Here is a 14,923-nt window from a genome sequence, read left to right on the forward strand (position 1 = left end):
GACGCTGTCGAGTCAATCAGCGCAGCGCGGCGAACACCACACCTCAATCAGCGCAGCGCGGCGAACACCACACCGGCGACCAGAGCGCCGACCACGGTGCCGACCCCGACCTGCGACCACGTGTGGTCCTTCAGCTCCACCCGCGACCAGCCGACGGCGCCGACCAGCGGTGCGGCGACGATGAGGATCCAGCCGTACACCATCATCAACATCACCACGGATCCAGCGGCGACGGCCGCGTGGATCGACATCTTCCACCAGTGGTTGACCGCCGCCGCGACGAGCAGCCCGACACCGCCGGCGGCCACCGCGGCCAGCAGCTCCCGGTGCGCGTGCGCGAGCAGCAGCACCACCGCGCCGACGACCACCGAGCCGAGCCCGACCAGCAGCGGCACGAGCCGCTGCCGCCGGTCGCCGACGTGGTGATCGGTGATCCGGCCGGTGCGCACCCCGCGCAGGATGTAAAGGTACGGCAGGACGCTCTCGAACAGCGCGGCGAGCGCCCCCATGGCGAGGCCCCGCCCCAGCCCCGGCTCGCTGTGCACCCCGAGCAGCACCAGCAGCACGGACACGAGCACCGCCGGCGCGAACGCCTCCGTCAGCCATCTGGCGAGCCGCTGCCTGATCACGGCAGGACCATATCGGACCGTTAGATTGGGGATCGTGGCGTACGACGAGGGGCTGGCCGAGCGGGTCCGTTCGCGCCTGGGCGACGTGCCGACCCGGCGCATGTTCGGCGGGCTGGTGTTCCTGCGCGACGGCGCGATCGCCGCCGGCGTCTACGGCCCCGACCTGCTCGTCCGCGTCGCACCCGACGCCATGACGGCCACGCTCGCCCGCCTCGGCGCGCGCCCGTTCGAGATGGGCGGCCGCGCCACCCGCGGCTTCGTGCTCGTCGCCGCCGGCACCCTCGACGACGAGACCCTCGACGGCTGGCTCGCCGGTCAGTAGTCCTCGTCGTCGCGTTCGCGCTCCTCGCGCTCGCGCTCCCGGCGCTCCCGCTGCATGTTGGAGACGATCAGCGCCACCACGAACATCGCGGCCAGCGCCAGCCAGCGTTGCCCGGCGACGAACAGCAGCAGTCCGGCCAGCACGAGTGCGCTGGAGACCCACGACTGCCGCTTGCGACTGCGATCGGCGTCCATGCTTTCGTTGTACGCCCGACCGGCAAGACTGGGCCCGCTGACGCCCTGTGATGGATTGATTACCCTGCGGACTTTCCGGTCGGGCCGATTTTTTGGCGGAGGCTAAGCTAGAGGAGCAAGAAAAGAGGAAGCGCCGGCGGCGCCCGTGCCGGCATGTTCACCCGATCGTCGGGCCAAACCCGCAGGTCGAAACGCAGAACCGGCACCGCCCCACGACCACTCGCATCGCGCGCGCGACAGCTCGTCGGGCACTCGCAGGACGTCGGCTGGCAGAGACGAGCGTGTCTCAGCCGGCGACGCGGATCGGCATCGCGGTGAAGCCCTTCAGGCTCAGGCTGTCGCGCCGCTCCGGCTCGCCGGCCAGCGCGATGGAGGGGAAGCGCCGCACCAGGGCGGGCAGCGCGACCTGCGCCTCGAGGCGGGCCAGCGGGGCGCCCAGGCAGTAGTGGATGCCGCCGCCGAAGGAGAGCGGCGCGTTGTCCGCCCGGTCCAGGACGAGGTCGTCGGGGGCCGTGAAGCGCTGCGGGTCCCGGTTGCCGGCGCCGAGGTAGGCGACCACGCGCTCGCCCGCCTCGACCGTCACGCCCGCGAGGTCGATGGGCTCGGTGGCGATGCGGGCGCTGAGCTGGACGGGGCTGTCGAAGCGCAGCAGCTCCTCCACCGCCGCCTCCGGGGACCGCGCCACGAGGGGGAGCTGCTCGGGGTGGGAGAGCAGGGCGTGCAGGCCGTTGGCCAGCAGGTTGGTGGTGGTCTCGAAGCCGGCGGCGAACAGGAGCGACGCGTTCGCGAGGACCTCGTCGTCGGTCAGTTGGTCGTCCGTGGCCTGGGTCAGGGCGGTCAGCAGGTCGTCGGCGGGGGTCCGGCGGCGCTCGTCCAGCAGGGCCGCCAGGTAGTCGCGGATCGCGGCGGCGGCCGGGTCGGCGCGCTCCAGGACCTCGGGGGTGATCCGCTCCAGGATCTGGGTCCAGTCGCGGACCAGGGTCTGGAACTGGGAGCGGTCCGCGGCCGGGACGCCGAGCAGCTCGCCGATCACGGCCACCGGCAGGGGGAACGCGAAGGCGGCCACGAAGTCCGCGCCGCCGTCGGCCGCCAGGTCGTCCAGCAGGGAGCCGACCATCCGCTCGATCGCGGGGCGCAGGGACTGGACGCGGCGGGCGGTGAACGCGGAGCTCACCAGGCGGCGCAGGCGGGTGTGGTCGGGCGGGTTGAGGACCAGCATGCTCGTGTACATCAGCGCGAGCGCGGGGTGCTCGCGCCAGTCCGGGTAGCCGATGAAGGCCAGCATGTCGGGGGGCATGTGCGCGAAACGGGCGTCGCGGACCACGGTCTGGCAGTCGGCGTAACCCGTCACGACCAGCGCGTCGTCGGCGGCCCGGACGATGGGGGAGATCTCGCGCAGCCGGGCGTAGCGCGGGTAAGGGTCCCGCCGGCCCGTCATCGTGGTCAGCTCGTCCAGCAGCGTGAGTACTTCGTCGTCCCGCACGATCGTCGCCACGCATCAACCTTAATCAACGCAAACGGCGTAAGCGCTCGAAAGACGGGTCGAAGTGGCGCTCGACCCGGGCGCGGCCGTCCTTCCACCAGCCCGCGGCCTCGGCCAGGTCGTCGGCGGCCGGCGAGTCGGCGTCGACGTAGTAGTGCAGGGTGCGGGCGCCGTTGCTCGTCTCGTGGGCGATCAGGACGCCGTCGGGGCCCGCCGCCGTCGTCAGGGCCGTGTCCTCGAACTCGCGCAGGGCCGCCAGCGACTCGTCCTCCGGCAGGCCGGACTGGTTGCTGTGCTGGTACGGCAGCGTGACCGCCACGTGCGTGTCGAAGCGCGGCCACCGCACCGGGCGCAGCGGGCGCTGGACGGTGGCGATGAGCGGGCTGCCGTCCGGCAGGTCGGCGCGCAGCAGGACCCACTGCGGGGTGCGGTACTGCTCGCGCAGCTCGTCCACCGCCTCCGCCAGCTCGGCGGGGTCGGCGGCGCCCGGCGGCTCCTCGGTGTCCCAGGCGATGGCGCCGATCCACTCCTCGACGCCGTCCTCGCCGAGCAGCCAGTCGAGGGTGAGGAACGTGACGCGGCCGCGGACCTGCTCGCCGAGCATGCGGAAACCCGGGTGGTAGGCGACGACGTCGATCTCCGGCGAGTCCTCCTCGCGGGTGAAGGCGAAGCGCAGCTGCGTCAGGTCCAGCTGCACGCCCTCGCCGAGGCCGATCGTGTTCTGCAGCACCGTCGGGTCGGGCTGGCGCGAGATGTGATACTCCCAGGTCGCGTCCGCCTCAGGGGCCATGGCACCCCAGCGGGCGGCGACGGGCCGCAGTTCCGACACCCCGCCGGAGGACACGACGAGGGCGTGTTTCGCGTTGGTACCGCGGGAGAACTCCCATTCCAGGCCCGGATGGATCGCCTCGACGCGGCGGGAGAACTGCGGGGTGAGCGCTTCCCAGTCCCCGGTGGAGAGCGCCGCCTCGACGTCGGGGTGGACGGTGGGCCACCAGGCCCAGAAGTCCACGATCGCGCCGCCGTCGCCGGCCTTGCGCCTGGACCGCCCGAAGATCACGGGATCACCCTAGCGGTGATCCCGGCGGACCGGGATCACCGTTCGGTGCATTGCCTACCGGGCGGCGGCGTGCTCCTTCTTCACGGCGTCGGCCAGGTGGGAGGGCATCGGGTCGTGGCGGACGAACACGCGGGTGAACGTGCCGGCGCCCGAGGTCATTGCGCGCAGCTCGACGGCGTAGCGGACCAGCTCGGTCGCCGGGACCTCGGCGCGCACCAGGGTGCGCTCGTGGCCGTTCGGGTCGGGCTCGTTGCCCAGCACCCGGCCGCGGCGGCCGGACAGGTCGCTCATCACCGCGCCGACGAAGTCGTCGGGCACCCGGATGGTGACCTCGTCGATCGGCTCCAGCAGCGTCGTCTGGCCCTGCTCGGCGGCCTCGCGCAGGGCGAGGGCGCCGGCGGTCTGGAACGCCGCGTCGGAGGAGTCGACCGAGTGCGCCTTGCCGTCGAAGAGCGTGACGCGCACGTCGACGACCGGGTAGCCGGCGACCATGCCCCGCTCCATCTGGCTGCGCACGCCCTTCTCGACCGAGGGGATGTAGTTGTGCGGCACCACACCGCCGACGATCTTGTCGACGAACTCGAAGCCGGAACCGCGCGGCAGCGGCTCGACCTTGATGTCGCAGACCGCGTACTGCCCGTGGCCGCCGGACTGCTTGACGTGCCGGCCGTGGCCCTGGCTGGGCGCGGCGAACGTCTCGCGCAGCGCCACCTTCACCGGCTCGGTGTCGAGCTCAACGCCGCCGGCGCGCAGCCGGTCCAGGACCACGTCGGCGTGCGCCTCGCCCATGCACCACAGCACCAGCTGGTGCGTCTCGGCGTTGCGCTCCAGCCGCAGCGTCGGGTCGCCGGCGACCAGCCGGCCCAGGTTCTTGGCCAGGGCGTCCTCGTCGGAGCGGGTGCGGGCCACGATGGCGATCGGCAGCAGCGGCTCCGGCATCTCCCACGGGGCCATGAGCAGCGGCGCTTCCTTGCCGGAGATCGTGTCGCCGGTCTCGGCGGTGCCCGACTTGGTGATCGCGACGAGGTCGCCGGCGACGGCCTGCGGCACCTCGCGCAGGTTGTTGCCCAGCGGCGAGAACAGGTGCGCGAAGCGCTCGTCGGCGTCGTGGTCGGGGTGGCCGCGCTCGGCCATGCCGTGTCCGGAGATGTGCACCGGTGTCTCCGGGCGCAGCGTGCCGGAGAACACGCGCACCAGCGAGACGCGCCCGACGTACGGGTCGATGGTGGTCTTGACGACCTCGGCGACCAGCGGGCCCTGCGGGTCGCAGGACAGCGGCGCGTGCGGCTCGCCCTCGACGTCGGTCACCGGCGGCACCTCGTGCTCCAGCGGCGACGGGAAGCCGCTGACCAGCACCTCGAGCAGCGCGTCGAGCCCGACCCGGGTCTCGGAGCAGACCGGCACCACCGGGTAGAACGTGCCCCGGGCGACGGCCTTCTCGAGGTCGTCGATGATCACCTGCGTCTCGATGGCCTCGCCGCCGAGGTAGCGCTCCATGAGCGTCTCGTCCTCGCTCTCGGCGATGATCCCCTCCAGCAGGGTGTTGCGGGACTCCTCGATCGCGGGCAGGTGCTCCGCGTCGGGGTCGCGCACCGCCGGCGGGTAGCCGGCGGAGTAGTCGAAGACCCGCTGGGTGATCAGGCCGATGAGCCCCTCGACGCTCGCGCCGTCGTCGCCCAGCATCGGCAGGTACAGCGGCAGCACGTTGTCGCCGAAGACCTCCTGGCAGGTCTGCAGCGTCTCGTCGAAGTCGGCGCGCTGGTGGTCCAGCCGGGTGATGGCGACCGCGCGCGGCATGCCGACGTGCGCGCACTCCTCCCACAGCGCGCCGGTCGCCGCGTCCATGCCGTCGACGGCGGACACGACGAACAGCGCCGCGTCGGCGGCGCGCAGGCCGGCCCGCAGCTCGCCGACGAAGTCCGCGTAGCCCGGCGTGTCGAGCAGGTTGACCTTCACGCCCTCGTGCAGCAGCGGCGCGCACGACAGCGTGACCGAACGCTGCTGTTTCACCGCCGCGGGATCATGGTCGGTGACCGTGGTGCCCTCGGTCACCGACCCGGCCCGCGAGATCGTGCCGGTCGCCGCCAACAGCGCCTCGACCAGCGTCGTCTTGCCCGAACCGGAGTGGCCGACGACGACCACGTTGCGTACCCTGCCGGGTTCATCAACCACCGGCGCGGTGCCGGTGACACCCTTCTCCTGGACCTTCTGCGCCATCACGCGCCTCCCGAAAGTCTTGCGCCACCTGTGAGCAGTCTCACAGTCACGACCCGTTCACCGATCCCACACCCGAAACATCACCGACACAAGCCCGCCGGCGCTCCTACCGAACTCAGGTTTACTCAAGCACCGTGAGCAGTCCCACGTGCCGGTATCCGGCAAGCTCCGCCGCCGTTATCGTGAGAGCGCCATGGCGAAGATCCTCAGCGTAGTCAGCCGGGCCGGACTGGCCCGCATCGTCGACCCCGTCGCGGCCGCACTGCTGCGCGCCGGGATCACCCCGAACGCCGTCACGGTGGCCGGCACCGTCGGCGTGCTCGTCGGCGCGCTCGGCTTCGCCACGCGCGGCTATCTGTTCGCCGCGCTCGTCATCATCACCCTGAGCTGCCTCACGGACATGCTCGACGGGGCGATGGCTCGCCAGCGCGGCATCACCAACAAGTTCGGCGCGCTGCTGGACTCCTCCATGGACCGCATCGCCGACGGCGCGATCTTCGGCTCGGTCGCCTTCTACTACGCCACGCAGCACCAGCCCCGGCTCGTCGCGGCCGCGCTGCTGTGCCTGCTCACCGGCCAGGTGGTCTCCTACGTCAAGGCGCGCGCCGAGGGCCTCGGCTTCACCTGCAACGTCGGCATCATCGAGCGGGCCGAGCGGCTCGTCGGCATCGGCATCGGCGGGGTGCTGTGGAAAATCGGGGTGCCCTACGGCCTCGAGACCGTGATGTGGCTGCTGGTAGCGCTGTCGATCGTGACGATCGGCCAGCGCATCGGCACGGTCTACCGTCAGGCGTACTCGCCCGAGCCGGGCGAGGCTCGGTGAACCTCGTCGAGCTCGGCTACGGCGCGGCGTTCAACCTGCTGCCGAAGCTGCCCTGGGGTCTCACCTGGCCGTTGTTCTCGGCCGCGGCGTCGACGGGCTCCCGGGGGTACCGACGCGGAAAACCGGGCAAGGGCACGGCAAGGCTCGCCGGGAACCTGCGCCGCGTGGTCGGTCCGCAGATGCCCGAGGAGGAGTTCCAGCGGCTGCTGGCGCGGGCGCTGCGCTCCTACGCGCGCTACTACCTGGAGGCGTTCCGGCTGCCGGGGCGCTCCAAGGAGCAGATCCTGCGCGGCTTCCGGCTGGAGCGCGGCGAGCTGCTCGGGCAGAACGTCGCCGCCGGCGTCGGCTCGGTGGTCGCGCTGCCGCACGCCGGCAACTGGGACGCCGCCGGGGCGTGGGTCGCGGCCAACGGCTGGCCGATCACCACCGTCGCCGAGCGGCTCAAGCCCGAGAGCGTGTACCTCAAGTTCCTGGCCTTCCGCCGCGCCCTCGGCATGGAGATCCTCCCGCTGAGCGGCGGCGACCGGCCCACGTTCGACGTGCTCGAGGAGCGGGTCCGGGCCGGCGCGGTGGTGCCGCTGCTCGCCGACCGCGACCTCACCCCGCGCGGGGTGGACGTCGAGTTCTTCGGCGGCCGGACCCGGATGCCGGCCGGCCCGGCGCTGCTGGCGCTGCGCAGCGGGGCACCCTTGTATGTGGTCGACATGTGGTTCGATGCGGATGCGGCGGCCGGGCACCTCTACGGCCCGGTCGACATGCCGGGCCCGGACGAGGGCCCGCTCGACGCCCGTGTCCGGATCGTCACGCAGCGCGTCGCGGATGTGTTCGCGGCGGGCATCGCGCGCCACCCGGAAGACTGGCACATGCTCCAGCGGTTCTGGCTCGACGAGCCGGCCGTCAGCACCGTGGCGTAGGGGAGGGCCGTTGCGTATCGGGATCGTCTGCCCGTACTCCTTCGACGTGCCCGGCGGCGTGCAGAACCACGTTCGCGACCTCGCCGAGACACTCATCGGGCTCGGCCACCACGTCAGCGTCCTCGCGCCCGGCGACGACGAGGGCATGGCGCTGTCGTACGTCGTGCCGGCCGGCCGTACGCTGCCGGTGCCGTACAACGGCTCCGTCGCCCGCGTGTCGTTCGGGCTGATCTCGGCCACCCGGGTGCGGCGCTGGCTGGCCGCCGGCCGCTTCGACGTGCTGCACGTGCACGAGCCGCTCATCCCGAGCCTGTCGATGCTCGCCGTGCTCTCGGCGCGCGGGCCGGTCGTGGCCACCTTCCACACCGCCATGACGCGCTCCCGCGCCCTCGCCGCCGCACAGGGCGTGCTGCAGCTGGTGCTGGAGAAGATCACCGGCCGGATCGCGGTCAGCGAGCTGGCGCGCAAGGTCCAGGTCGAGCACCTGGGCGGCAGCGCATGGGAGATCCCCAACGGGGTGCAGGCGTCGAAATACCGCGGCGCCGTGCCGTTGCCCGGCTGGCCGGGTGAGGGCGGCGCACTCGGGTTCGTCGGGCGCTTCACCGAGCCGAGGAAGGGGTTTCGGTACCTCCTGAGCGCCTTCGAAACGCTGGCTCCTGCGCGCCCGGGCCTGCGCCTGCTGGTGGCCGGGCCGGGCGACGCCGACGACGTCATGTCGGAGGTGCCGGACTCCATCCGGGACCGGGTCGTGTTCCTCGGCAAGGTCTCCGAGGAGGACAAGGCCCGGATGCTGCGCAGCGTCGACCTCTACGTCGCGCCCAACACCGGCGGCGAGTCGTTCGGCATGATCCTCACCGAGGCGATGGCGGCCGGCACCGCCGTGCTGGCCAGCGAGCTCGACGCGTTCCGGCGGGTCCTCGACGGCGGCGCGGCCGGCGCGCTGTTCCCGATCGGCGACTCGGCCGCCCTGGCCCGCGCCGCGGCGGACCTGCTGGACGACCCGGCCCGCCGCGCCGCGCTCGCCGCCCGGGGCTCCGAGGTGGTCGCCGCCTACGACTGGCCGGTCGTCGCCGAACGGGTCCTGGAGGTGTACTCCACCGCGATCGAGGTTGCCGGAGCGACCGTGCAGGAGTCCGTCCCGTAGGCTGCGCCGCATGTGGTGGGTGATCGCCGTGGTGGCCGTGGTGGTCGCGGTGGCCACCTACCTGACGTGGCTCGCGGCCCGGATCGACCGGCTGCACGCGCGGGCCGCCGCCGCGTACGCGACCCTCGACGCGCACCTGGTGCGCCGCGCCGCCGCCGCGGTGGCCCTCGCCGAGGCGGCGCAGCTGCCCACGCTGATGTACGCGGCGAAGATCGCCCTGGACGCCCAGCCGGACGACCGCGAGGTCGCCGAGAACGACCTCACGCGGCACCTGCGGGCCGGGCTCGGCGACCCGCCGGCGGACGTGGTGGAGACGCTGGTGCAGGTCAGCCGCCGGGTGGCGCTGGCCCGCCAGGTCCACAACGACGTGGTGCGCGACGCCCTGGCCGTGCGACGCCGGTCACTCGTCCGACTCTTCCGGCTTGCCAGGAAACACCCGATTCCTGCCTATTTCGACGTGGACGACCCCTCATTGTCCTGATCCGTGGGCCGCGGGGTTGCCATTGGCCGTCGGGCCGGGGGACGGCCCGGGCGTAAACTTGCGGGTGAATCCAGCTTTCCCTGTTAGGAGTGCGTCGTCGTGTCCTCACCCAGTTCGCCGGTCACCGGCACGGCCCGCGTCAAGCGCGGCATGGCCGAGATGCTCAAGGGCGGCGTCATCATGGACGTCGTCACCCCCGAGCAGGCCAAGATCGCGGAGGACGCCGGCGCCGTCGCCGTCATGGCGCTCGAGCGGGTCCCCGCCGACATTCGCGCCCAGGGCGGCGTGTCCCGCATGAGCGACCCGGACATGATCGACGGCATCATCGCCGCCGTCTCGATCCCGGTCATGGCGAAGGCCCGCATCGGGCACTTCGTCGAGGCCCAGGTGCTGCAGGCGCTCGGCGTCGACTACGTCGACGAGTCCGAGGTGCTCACCCCGGCCGACTACGCCAACCACATCGACAAGTGGGCGTTCACGGTGCCGTTCGTCTGCGGGGCGACGAACCTGGGCGAGGCGCTGCGGCGCATCAACGAGGGCGCGGCCATGATCCGCTCCAAGGGCGAGGCCGGCACCGGCGACGTCTCCAACGCCACCACCCACATGCGCACGATCCGCGCCGAGATCCGCCGGCTCACCTCGCTGCCCGAGGACGAGCTCTTCGTCGCCGCCAAGGAGCTGCAGGCGCCGTACGAGCTGGTCAAGGAGGTCGCGGAGACGGGCAAGCTGCCGGTCGTCATGTTCACCGCGGGCGGCATCGCCACCCCGGCCGACGCGGCGATGATGATGCAGCTCGGCGCCGAGGGCGTCTTCGTCGGCTCCGGCATCTTCAAGTCCGGCAACCCGCAGCAGCGCGCCGCCGCGATCGTCAAGGCGACCACGTTCCACGACGACCCGGACGTCATCGCGAAGGTCTCCCGCGGTCTGGGCGAGGCCATGGTCGGCATCAACGTCGACGAGATCCCGCAGCCGCACCGGCTCGCCGAGCGGGGCTGGTGACCGCCTCCGTGATCATCGGCGTGCTCGCCCTGCAGGGCGATACCCGCGAACACCTGCACGCGGTGGCCGAGCTCGACGCCGTCGGCCGCCCCGTGCGGCGGGTCGACGAGCTCGACTCGGTCGACGCGCTGATCATCCCCGGCGGCGAGTCCACCACGATGAGCAAGCTGGCGGTCGAGTTCGGCATGCTCGAGCCGATCCGCAAGCGCATCGCCGCCGGCATGCCCGTCTACGGCTCCTGCGCCGGCATGATCATGCTCGCGTCCGTCGTGCTGGACGGCCGTCCCGATCAGGTCTCCTTCGGCGGGATCGACATGACGGTCCGCCGTAACGCGTTCGGCCGGCAGGTCGATTCCTTCGAGGGGTCCGTGGACATTTCGGGCATCGAGGGTGGTCCGTTCCACGCGGTCTTCATCCGCGCGCCGTGGGTGGAGTCCGTGGACGACTCCGTGGAGGTGCTGGGCCGCGTGAAGGATGGCCCGGCCGCCGGTAGGATTGTCGCGGTTCGGCAGCAGCACCTGCTCGCGACATCCTTCCACCCCGAGCTCACCGGCGACCTACGCGTCCATCGGTACTTCGTGGAGATGGCCCGCGAGGCGGGTACGACGACGGAGGGTTAGGCATGTCGGGGCACTCAAAATGGGCGACCACCAAGCACAAGAAGGCGGTCATCGACGCCAAGCGTGGGAAGCTCTTCGCCCGCCTGATCAAGAACGTCGAGGTGGCCGCCCGCACGGGCGGCGGCGACCCGGCCGGCAACCCCACGCTCTTCGACGCGATCCAGAAGGCGAAGAAGAACTCGGTCCCCAACGACAACATCAACAACGCCGTCAAGCGGGGCTCCGGCCTCATCGGCGGCGGCGCCGACTGGCAGACCGCGATGTACGAGGGGTACGGCCCCAACGGCGTCGCCATCCTCATCGAATGCCTGACGGACAACCGCAACCGGGCCTCGACGGAGGTGCGGGTCGCTCTGACCCGCAACGGCGGCTCCCTGGCCGACGCCGGCAGCGTGTCGTACATGTTCACCCGCAAGGGCGTCGTCATCGTCCCGAAGGCCGGCGAGCTCACCGAGGACGACCTCCTGCTGGCCGTCCTGGACGCCGGCGCCGAGGAGGTCAACGACCTGGGCGAGGCCTTCGAGGTCATCAGCGAGGCCTCCGACCTCATCCCGGTCCGCACGGCCCTGCAGGAGGCCGGCATCGACTACGAGTCGGCCGAGTCCTCCTTCGTCCCGAGCGTGACCGTCCCCCTGGACGAGGAGGGCGCCCGCAAGGTCTTCAAGGTGATCGACGCCCTCGAGGACTGCGACGACGTCCAGAACGTGTACGCCAACTTCGACGTCTCGGACGAGGTCATGGCCCTGGTCGAGGCCTGATCGACGCACGTTTCGAACGTGGCGCCCCCGCTCCGGCGGGGGCGCCACTGCGTTCAGTGCTGCTCGGCCGGGATCGCGGGCTCGGGCGGCGCTGCGGTGATCGGCTGGGCCGGGCGGTCGGAACGGGCCAGCGGGGCCAGGGCGGCGAGCAGCAGGGCCGGGCTGAGCAGGCTCAGCGGGCCGACGCCCAGCACCAGGAACGCCGCCACGCCCGCCGCGGTCAGGACCGGGGTCCACCAGCGGGCGCGGCGGGTCACGGTCGCGGCGATCGCCGTGACGATCAGGCCCAGCAGGGTCAGGGCCATGCCGGGCAGGACCCAGCCGAGCGCGAACAGCGAGTAGCCGCCCACGGTCGCGTCGACGCGCTCGGCCGTCGCGCGGTCCAGGGCCGTTGCGGCCGCGATGGTCGTGTAGTCGCCGACCATCAGGCCGGAGAAGTTCACCAGCGCCAGAGCCGTGACCGCGCCGGCGATGCGGGGCCAGAGCCGCGGGCCGCGGGTCAGGTGGAGTACCACCGGAATGCATGCCAGCCACGAAAGGTGCAGCAGCAGGGCGCTCGCCTGGGCCTGTGCCGGGTGCGCGAGGGAGCCGTCCAGGCCGGGGGAGAAGCCGGGGACCGTGGCCAGGCCGGCGGCGAACAGCAGCGGCGCGGCGACCAGGCACGCTCGGCCGGCGCGGTCCACGAAACGGCCGAACGCGTCGGGGCCCTCGGCCGGGGACCGCATGCGCAACGCGGCGGTGGCGTAGGCGGCCAGCATGACCGCCGGGCCCGTCAACGACAGCGGCAGCGGGGAGATGGCGAACAGGAAGTACAGCGCCGTGCCCAGCAGCGCTGCGCCCGCCGTCCACCAGTCGATGACGCGCGCGCGGGCCGCGGCGATCGGGGTCAGCACCAGCGCGAGCGCCCAGCCGGCCAGGCCCGGGACCTGCCAGCCCCGCTGCGCCCACGGCAACGCCTGGAACGCCTCGTCGGCGCGGCGGACCGCGTCGTCCGGCAGGTTCTGCTCCAGGGCGAGGATCCACAGGTCGGCCGCCATCAGAGCGGAGAACGTCGTCAGGCCCGCCACGGCGGCGACCCACGCCAGCCGGGCCAGGACGGCGCCGCGGGCCCGGATCGGGGCCAGCAGGGCGAGCAGGCCGGGCACGTACAGCGCCCACGCGGAGTGCAGCAGCACCGCGTGCCACTGGATGGCGTCGGGGTGGGCGCGGTACACGCCATAGCCCTGCGCATCGCCCAGCGCCGGGTCCACGGCCGTGGCCGCCAGCAGGGCCAACGGCGCCAATATCAACAGGAACCGCACGGGTTCTCCTTCGTCTCGTCGGAGCCGTGGACGCTAGGCGGAGGCGGCCCGCGCGTCGCCCCCACCACGGGCTACCGCGCCTCCACCCGGCGACGGAGAGTCGGTCATCCGGCGGACGGGTCCGATCGAGCCCCCGCGCCCGTACCTTCTGACCCATGCGCGGATGGCGGCTCGACCTCTTGGTGACGGCGGGGTTCGTCGCGTTCGCGCTCACCGAGGAGTTCCTCGTGCACCAGCCGGGCGCGTGGTGGCCCTACGCGCTCGCCGTCTTCGCCGTCCTCGTCGCGCTGCGCCGGCGCGCGCCGCTCGTCGGGCTCGCCGCGAGCTGCGTGCACGCGAACGCGCTGCTGTATCCGGGGCACGTCGTGACGTACCGGCTGTGGCAGCTCGTCGCCATGTCCATCTTTGCCTGCACGGTCGGCCGGCTGCACCCGCCGCGGCGCGCGAACGGCCCGCGGGGATGGGCCGGGCTGGCGCTCGTGCTCGGCATCGGGCTGACGTTCTGGAGCGTCGATCCGGCCGACCCGATGGGCGCGTTGTTCTTCCCGCTGGCGCCCTGGGGTTTGGGGGTGGCGTTTGCGGTACAGCAACGGCAGAGCGCCGAGGCCGCCGGCGCCCGCGCGGCGATCCGCGAGCAGCGCGCCCGGGAGGCGGTGATGGAGGAGCGGGTGCGCATCGCCCGCGAGCTGCACGACATGGTCGCGCACAGCGTCACCGTCATGGTCATCCAGGCCGGCGTGGTGCGCCGGCGGCCGGACGCGGGCATGGCGGTCGACGGCGACCTGCTGCGTGGCATCGAGTCCTCGGGCCGCGACGCCGTCGGCGAACTGCGCCGCACGCTCGGCCTGCTGCGCGGCGAGGGCGCCGCCGACGCCCCCGCCGGCCTGGAGCGCCTGGAGGAACTGCTCGCCCAGGTGCGCGAGGCCGGCCTGTCGGTGACGCTGCGGCGCGAGGGCGAGGGGCCGGGGTTGCCACCGGCGGCGGACCTGTCGGCGTACCGCATCATCCAGGAGGCCCTGACCAACGTCCTGAAGCACGCGGGCCCGACCGCGGTCACCGTCGCCGTGCAGCACCGCGCCGGCGGCCTGCACCTGAGCGTCGTCGACGAGGGCGGCCGCGCCACCGCGCCGATCGCGGGCTCCGGGCAGGGCCTCATCGGCATGCGCGAGCGCGCCGCACTGTTCGGCGGCACTTTGGAGGCCGGCCCTCGCCCCGGCGGCGGCTTCGCCGTACACGCCCGCCTCCCGGCCCCGGCATGACCGCGTCCGGCGCCTCGGGCGCGGTCGGCGCCTCGGGTGTGGGGCCGATCAAGGTGGTCATCGCCGACGACCAGCGGATGGTGCGGGCCGGGCTGCGGATGGTCATCGAGACCGAGCCGGACATGGCCGTCGTCGGTGAGGCCGGCGACGGCGTCGAGGCGGTTGCGCTCGCCCGGCGGCTGCGGCCGGACGTGGTGCTCATGGACATCGCCATGCCCCGGCAGGACGGGCTCGCGGCCACGCGGGCGCTGCTGGCCACGCCGTCGCCGCCGCGGATCGTGGCGCTCACGACGTTCGACACCGACGAGAACCTCTACAACGCGTTGCGCGCCGGGGCCAGCGGGTTCCTGCTCAAGGTCTCCTCGCCCGAGCACCTGCTCGCGGCGATCCGCGCGGTGTCCTCCGGCGAGGCGCTGCTCGACCCGGCGGTCACGACCCGGGTCATCGCGGCGTTCGCCGGCGGGCCGGGCCCGCGGCCGCCCGCGGAGCTGGGCGAGCTCACGGCGCGGGAGGCCGACGTGCTGCGGCTCATGGCCCGCGGGCTGTCCAACGCCGAGATCGCCGCCGCGCTGGCCGTGGGCGAGGCCACCGTGAAGACGCATGTGGCGCGCGTGCTCATGAAGCTCGGGCTGCGCGACCGCGTGCAGGCCGTGGTCTTCGCGTACGAGTCCGGCCTCGTGCGCGCCGGCGCCGCCTGACCGCGGCGGCCCCTCGAGCGC

At 72.8% G+C, this 14,923-nt stretch carries 16 protein-coding genes; 10 read left to right on the forward strand and 6 right to left on the reverse strand.

The genetic code is table 11. The features are described from left to right. Window positions 1–47 precede the first annotated feature (47 nt). Entirely contained in the window at window positions 48–629 is a 582-nt protein-coding gene (locus ABD901_RS30460) for a phosphoesterase PA-phosphatase (RefSeq protein ID WP_345131781.1), read from the reverse strand. Window positions 630–663: 34 nt separating this feature from the next. On the opposite strand from ABD901_RS30460, the gene ABD901_RS30465 reads away from it, so the two are divergent. Further along, on the forward strand, window positions 664–951 hold the full coding sequence (locus ABD901_RS30465; protein ID WP_345131783.1) for a TfoX/Sxy family protein: 288 nt from the start codon (window positions 664–666) through the stop codon (window positions 949–951). On the opposite strand, the gene ABD901_RS30470 is transcribed toward ABD901_RS30465, so the two are convergent. From ABD901_RS30470 to ABD901_RS30485, 4 genes are all read right to left on the reverse strand, one after another. Then, window positions 945–1,145, reverse strand: a complete 201-nt coding sequence (locus ABD901_RS30470; RefSeq protein WP_345131786.1) for a hypothetical protein — start codon at window positions 1,143–1,145, stop codon at window positions 945–947. The two genes, ABD901_RS30465 and ABD901_RS30470, sit on opposite strands and share 7 nt — an antisense overlap. 286 nt (window positions 1,146–1,431) lie before the next feature. Continuing rightward, on the reverse strand, window positions 1,432–2,583 hold the full coding sequence (locus ABD901_RS30475) for a cytochrome P450 (RefSeq protein WP_345131963.1): 1,152 nt from the start codon (window positions 2,581–2,583) through the stop codon (window positions 1,432–1,434). A 70-nt stretch (window positions 2,584–2,653) separates the two neighbouring features. Beyond that, window positions 2,654–3,688, reverse strand: a complete 1,035-nt coding sequence (locus ABD901_RS30480) for a DUF695 domain-containing protein (protein ID WP_345131788.1) — start codon at window positions 3,686–3,688, stop codon at window positions 2,654–2,656. 54 nt (window positions 3,689–3,742) lie between these two features. Further along, window positions 3,743–5,905: an elongation factor G-like protein EF-G2 gene (locus ABD901_RS30485; protein ID WP_345131790.1), complete on the reverse strand. Its 2,163-nt coding sequence runs from the start codon at window positions 5,903–5,905 to the stop codon at window positions 3,743–3,745. A gap of 193 nt (window positions 5,906–6,098) precedes the next feature. On the opposite strand from ABD901_RS30485, the gene pgsA reads away from it, so the two are divergent. From pgsA to ABD901_RS30520, 7 genes are all read left to right on the forward strand, one after another. Next, window positions 6,099–6,728: a phosphatidylinositol phosphate synthase gene (gene pgsA / locus ABD901_RS30490; RefSeq protein ID WP_345131793.1), complete on the forward strand. Its 630-nt coding sequence runs from the start codon at window positions 6,099–6,101 to the stop codon at window positions 6,726–6,728. Then, window positions 6,725–7,642: a phosphatidylinositol mannoside acyltransferase gene (locus ABD901_RS30495; RefSeq protein WP_345131795.1), complete on the forward strand. Its 918-nt coding sequence runs from the start codon at window positions 6,725–6,727 to the stop codon at window positions 7,640–7,642. Before pgsA ends, ABD901_RS30495 begins: the two co-directional genes overlap by 4 nt. A 10-nt stretch (window positions 7,643–7,652) precedes the next feature. Next, window positions 7,653–8,786 (forward strand): glycosyltransferase family 4 protein, encoded by a 1,134-nt coding sequence (locus ABD901_RS30500; RefSeq protein WP_345131797.1) that lies wholly within the window; start codon window positions 7,653–7,655, stop codon window positions 8,784–8,786. Between the two features lie 10 nt (window positions 8,787–8,796). Then, the gene (locus ABD901_RS30505) at window positions 8,797–9,267 is read left to right on the forward strand and encodes a hypothetical protein (protein WP_345131799.1); all 471 of its coding nucleotides are present in this window, start codon (window positions 8,797–8,799) and stop codon (window positions 9,265–9,267) included. Window positions 9,268–9,366: 99 nt separating this feature from the next. Further along, window positions 9,367–10,266, forward strand: a complete 900-nt coding sequence (gene pdxS, locus ABD901_RS30510; RefSeq protein ID WP_345131801.1) for a pyridoxal 5'-phosphate synthase lyase subunit PdxS — start codon at window positions 9,367–9,369, stop codon at window positions 10,264–10,266. After that, a complete protein-coding gene (gene pdxT, locus ABD901_RS30515) occupies window positions 10,263–10,886 on the forward strand; it encodes a pyridoxal 5'-phosphate synthase glutaminase subunit PdxT (RefSeq protein ID WP_380139038.1) in 624 nt (207 codons plus the stop codon). Before pdxS ends, pdxT begins: the two co-directional genes overlap by 4 nt. A gap of 2 nt (window positions 10,887–10,888) precedes the next feature. Further along, on the forward strand, window positions 10,889–11,644 hold the full coding sequence (locus ABD901_RS30520; RefSeq protein WP_345131803.1) for a YebC/PmpR family DNA-binding transcriptional regulator: 756 nt from the start codon (window positions 10,889–10,891) through the stop codon (window positions 11,642–11,644). A 53-nt stretch (window positions 11,645–11,697) separates the two neighbouring features. On the opposite strand, the gene ABD901_RS30525 is transcribed toward ABD901_RS30520, so the two are convergent. Further along, window positions 11,698–12,945, reverse strand: coding sequence for a hypothetical protein (locus tag ABD901_RS30525; protein ID WP_345131804.1), 1,248 nt, complete (start codon window positions 12,943–12,945; stop codon window positions 11,698–11,700). A 155-nt stretch (window positions 12,946–13,100) separates the two neighbouring features. Here ABD901_RS30525 and ABD901_RS30530 point away from each other — a divergent pair, with 155 nt between their 5' ends. Together ABD901_RS30530 and ABD901_RS30535 are read left to right on the forward strand one after the other, a co-directional pair. After that, complete coding sequence (locus tag ABD901_RS30530; protein WP_345131805.1) at window positions 13,101–14,204, forward strand: sensor histidine kinase; 1,104 nt, start codon at window positions 13,101–13,103, stop codon at window positions 14,202–14,204. After that, window positions 14,201–14,902 (forward strand): response regulator, encoded by a 702-nt coding sequence (locus tag ABD901_RS30535; RefSeq protein ID WP_345131806.1) that lies wholly within the window; start codon window positions 14,201–14,203, stop codon window positions 14,900–14,902. The genes ABD901_RS30530 and ABD901_RS30535 overlap by 4 nt, the downstream gene beginning before the upstream one ends. The last annotated feature ends 21 nt before the right edge of the window (window positions 14,903–14,923 follow it).

It is taken from the genome of Dactylosporangium darangshiense (assembly GCF_039537565.1).
GTDB lineage: Bacteria > Actinomycetota > Actinomycetes > Mycobacteriales > Micromonosporaceae > Dactylosporangium > Dactylosporangium darangshiense.

Coding starts and splice junctions, on each gene's coding strand:
- ABD901_RS30535 (WP_345131806.1), top strand. CDS start 14,201: ATGACCGCGTCCGGCGCCTCGGGCGCGGTCGGCGCCTCGGGTGTGGGG.
- ABD901_RS30475 (WP_345131963.1), bottom strand. CDS start 2,583: ATGACGGGCCGGCGGGACCCTTACCCGCGCTACGCCCGGCTGCGCGAG.
- ABD901_RS30470 (WP_345131786.1), bottom strand. CDS start 1,145: ATGGACGCCGATCGCAGTCGCAAGCGGCAGTCGTGGGTCTCCAGCGCA.
- pgsA (WP_345131793.1), top strand. CDS start 6,099: ATGGCGAAGATCCTCAGCGTAGTCAGCCGGGCCGGACTGGCCCGCATC.
- ABD901_RS30505 (WP_345131799.1), top strand. CDS start 8,797: ATGTGGTGGGTGATCGCCGTGGTGGCCGTGGTGGTCGCGGTGGCCACC.
- ABD901_RS30520 (WP_345131803.1), top strand. CDS start 10,889: ATGTCGGGGCACTCAAAATGGGCGACCACCAAGCACAAGAAGGCGGTC.
- ABD901_RS30485 (WP_345131790.1), bottom strand. CDS start 5,905: ATGGCGCAGAAGGTCCAGGAGAAGGGTGTCACCGGCACCGCGCCGGTG.
- ABD901_RS30530 (WP_345131805.1), top strand. CDS start 13,101: ATGCGCGGATGGCGGCTCGACCTCTTGGTGACGGCGGGGTTCGTCGCG.